We start from the raw sequence: 2,415 nt of genomic DNA on the forward strand, positions 1-2,415 counted from the left end.
CAGTGCGGGGCTCCTGCAATTTCTAGCTGAAGTGGCTCTTGCAGGTTTAGAGTGGCGATTGACTTGTAGTTGTGGCCATACTGGAGGGATGGCGTAAAGAACTGTAACCTCAGCAGTACACCAGAGTCATCTTGAAGTGCAGTGATGAAGTGCAGTGAAATAGTGCAGTAAAATTGTCTCTAAGGCGTTCTTTGTTCTTTGTGTTGGTTCTAGCTCCCCTTTCTCCTTAAAAAAAGAGGAGTTGTGAGTGAGAGAAAACCTACCCAAACATTACCTATGGTCAAAACAATCTTCAAGACAATCTCCTCTTCCACCCTGGGGTCGATGATGTTGCCTTTCTCCTGCCGCCAGCTTTGGATAACTGCCTTTCCCGCGTTGGCCGGAGTTACGGTGGCTATTGGTGGCCTTGGGGCGGGAGGATCCCTGTGGCAGGCAGGAGCAGCAGGTTTGGCCACGGGGATGACGGGCTATGTGGCTTCTGCTCTATCTGGAAGCGAGGCCAAAGCCAAAATCCAGCTTCTGCAGCACCTCGAAAATCGACAGAAGCAAAACGAAATCACTCCTTCAGACCTACAGCAACTGCAAAGCGAACTGGCCAACCTGCGTGCTGCCCTTGAAGATTGGGCAAAAGTCCAGCAGAATGGAAAAGCTGCTGCCAAAACTCATGAGAATGCTCATTCGCAAGCTCAAACTGCTCAGCTCCATTTTGAGGAGATAGAGACCCAGATCCAATCTCAAAAAGAACGGCTTTCTCAGTTACGCGCAGAAGAGCAAAGTCTGAAAGCCTCGATTGGAGATTTACAAGCCAAGGAACAGAAACTCATTCAGTCCCTTAAGGAGGGCATAGCCAAGGTAGAACAACTCCAATCAAAACAGAATCTCCTCAAGCAAGATATTGCCCGCTTAACCCAGGCTTGTCGGTCAACAGGCTCTAGTAACTCCATTAAACGGTCACCTATGCCCGCGAAAGGATCTTCAGACGTATCTCTTGGCTCGGCCCGCATGACCAAAACTGCCGCCGGCGTCGCATGGGCCGACAAATATGACGAAGTCTTTGCAACCCTCGAGGAGCGAATCGACAACCTGGAAGATAGCGCCAAAGCAATGGCAGAGCTGGCATCGATGAAGGGCAACAGCAGCTGGTAGGAGTGAACATCTCAATCCCAATAGCAGCGAAATGGCTCACGGCTCCGGCTCGCCAAAGCCCCGCAGAGGATGAGCATATTCTGAGGGGGTCAGGCCCTTAGCCTGCACCAATACCCCAAAGCCCCCCAACCCCATGGGATCCAGCAGCGCATGAAGAGCGGATCGCCGCCGCAAAACTTGGCCCACATCCACAGCTTCGCCGCCAACCGAGCTCCCCATTTGGCTGAGGGCAGCCAGCCGCTCGGTCAATCCCAGGTTCACCAAAAAGTTGCTCTGCCGGGTGAACCCCAGGCATCTTAGCCCCAGAGATTCTCCTACTTGCTCTAGGGTCGTAAAGTCCACATGAGCGGTGAGATCCTGGGATCCCACCCGAACATAGGGGTCCGTATAGCTGCCGTGCTGTCGATAGGCCAGGAGCGTACCTTGGGCGCGGTGGGGGCTGTAGTAGCGCTGGGCGGTGTGGCCATAATCGATGGTGAGCACGTAGCCTCGCCGGAGCTTGCGGGCCAGCAGCTGCAGCCACTCCAAGGCTTTTAGGTTCACCTCGGTTTGGTAGCCCGACGGATAGGTTTCTACAGGGATCCCCAAGCGGGCAAAATACTCCCTCAGCTCAGGAGTGGACAGATCCCCCAGCACTTCCCGGAAGTTGGCTTCTGCAGCCTCGCTGCAATCGACATAGATTTCCCGCAAAGCCCCATCCTGTACCTGCACCCGATGCACCGGAAAAGCATCCACCAGCTCATTGGAGAAGAAACAGCCTGTGACCGACTCATCCGGGATCCCGTCCCAATCCAACCAGCGCACCTTCTCCCCAAAAGGAGCCAATCGCTCCTGTTGGAGCCGCCGCAGGTGGGCAGAACGCTCCAGGATCCCATATTCCAGTGCCTGCCAAAAAGGGGGGTTAGCGGAGCGCACGTAGGTCAGCCAATCCTGGGCCAAGCGACCGCTGCCTGCCCCCATCTCGATGACCGTGAAGGCAGAGGGGGATCCCAAAATGTGCCAGAACTGGTGGATTTGCTCCGCCAACAGTTGGGCAAAGTCCGCCGCCAGGTGGGGAGAGGTGAGGTAGTCGGGGCCAATCGGGGATCCCTGCTCGTAATAGCCCAACCCTGGCTCGTAGAGAGCCCACTCCATAAACTGGGCAAAGGTCACCGGTCCCTGAGCGCGAATGCGGCTGCCGATCAACTCCCGCAACTTCTGCGTGGCCTGAGGTGTCGATAGAGAAAGACTCGGGTCGCGTAGGTGTTGCTCAGGAGCGATCACAGGTGA

At 55.4% G+C, this 2,415-nt stretch carries 2 protein-coding genes; one reads left to right on the top strand and one right to left on the bottom strand.

Annotated features, from left to right (window positions below):
- The first annotated feature begins 276 nt into the window (after positions 1–276).
- A complete protein-coding gene (locus tag NW856_RS05385; protein ID WP_414399438.1) occupies positions 277–1,146 on the top strand; it encodes a hypothetical protein in 870 nt (289 codons plus the stop codon).
- A gap of 36 nt (positions 1,147–1,182) precedes the next feature.
- On the opposite strand, the gene NW856_RS05390 is transcribed toward NW856_RS05385, so the two are convergent.
- The coding region (locus NW856_RS05390) for a class I SAM-dependent methyltransferase (protein ID WP_414399439.1) at positions 1,183–2,415 on the bottom strand (1,233 nt) is incomplete at its 5' end.

Origin of the sequence: Synechococcus sp. R3-13, from assembly GCF_047462195.1 — a bacterium.
GTDB lineage: Bacteria > Cyanobacteriota > Cyanobacteriia > Thermostichales > Thermostichaceae > Thermostichus.

Bases quoted from the DNA above. Each gene is read 5' to 3' on its own strand.
- NW856_RS05385 (WP_414399438.1), top strand. From the start codon at position 277: ATGGTCAAAACAATCTTCAAGACAATCTCCTCTTCCACCCTGGGGTCG.